Below are 537 nucleotides of genomic sequence, written 5' to 3' on the forward strand. Positions count from 1 at the left end.
TCAACTACGAAAGCTCGCAACAGATTTGTCAGCAGTTGGGCATGTCGCTCGCTACGGCGACTGAATTTAAAGCGTTGCGAGATTCTGGTGTGATGGAGAAGAACAAATGGCCGCTGCAATTGCCGTATTGGGGTAAAGATAAGAAAGGCTTGTTTGCCGATCGAGAACCAAATCAGTTAACCGGCACGTCGTTGTTGAATGTGATGTGTGTGAAGTAGCGGTTTTTCATCCTTAATGTATTCATACATTTTAGGACGAAACATGCTTGTCAAAACGAAGAAAGCCCCGCGATGCGGGGCTTTTTTGCGGTCTCAAATATTGTTGCTACTTGAGAGGTGTTTCTTTGTGACAGTTTGAGCAAATGTACACTTCTTTGATACCGACAAATCGTTCCCAGAAGGTTCGACGTCTTCTACGTAAATGCACACTGTCGCAACAAGGGTTGACGATGGTTGCTTTAGTCATCGTCACCTGGCTCCAAAATTGGTAGTGAAGCCGCGATGCTTGTCATTACTTCTTTGTTGTGAGAGTACAGGC

General features: G+C 45.3%; 1 pseudogene. It reads left to right on the forward strand.

The window, feature by feature from the left end:
• Positions 1-218, forward strand: a pseudogene (locus R8N49_RS29920) (SPOR domain-containing protein); the annotation flags it as partial.
• Positions 219-537 lie beyond the last annotated feature (319 nt).

It is taken from the genome of Vibrio sp. 1978, assembly GCF_033344345.1.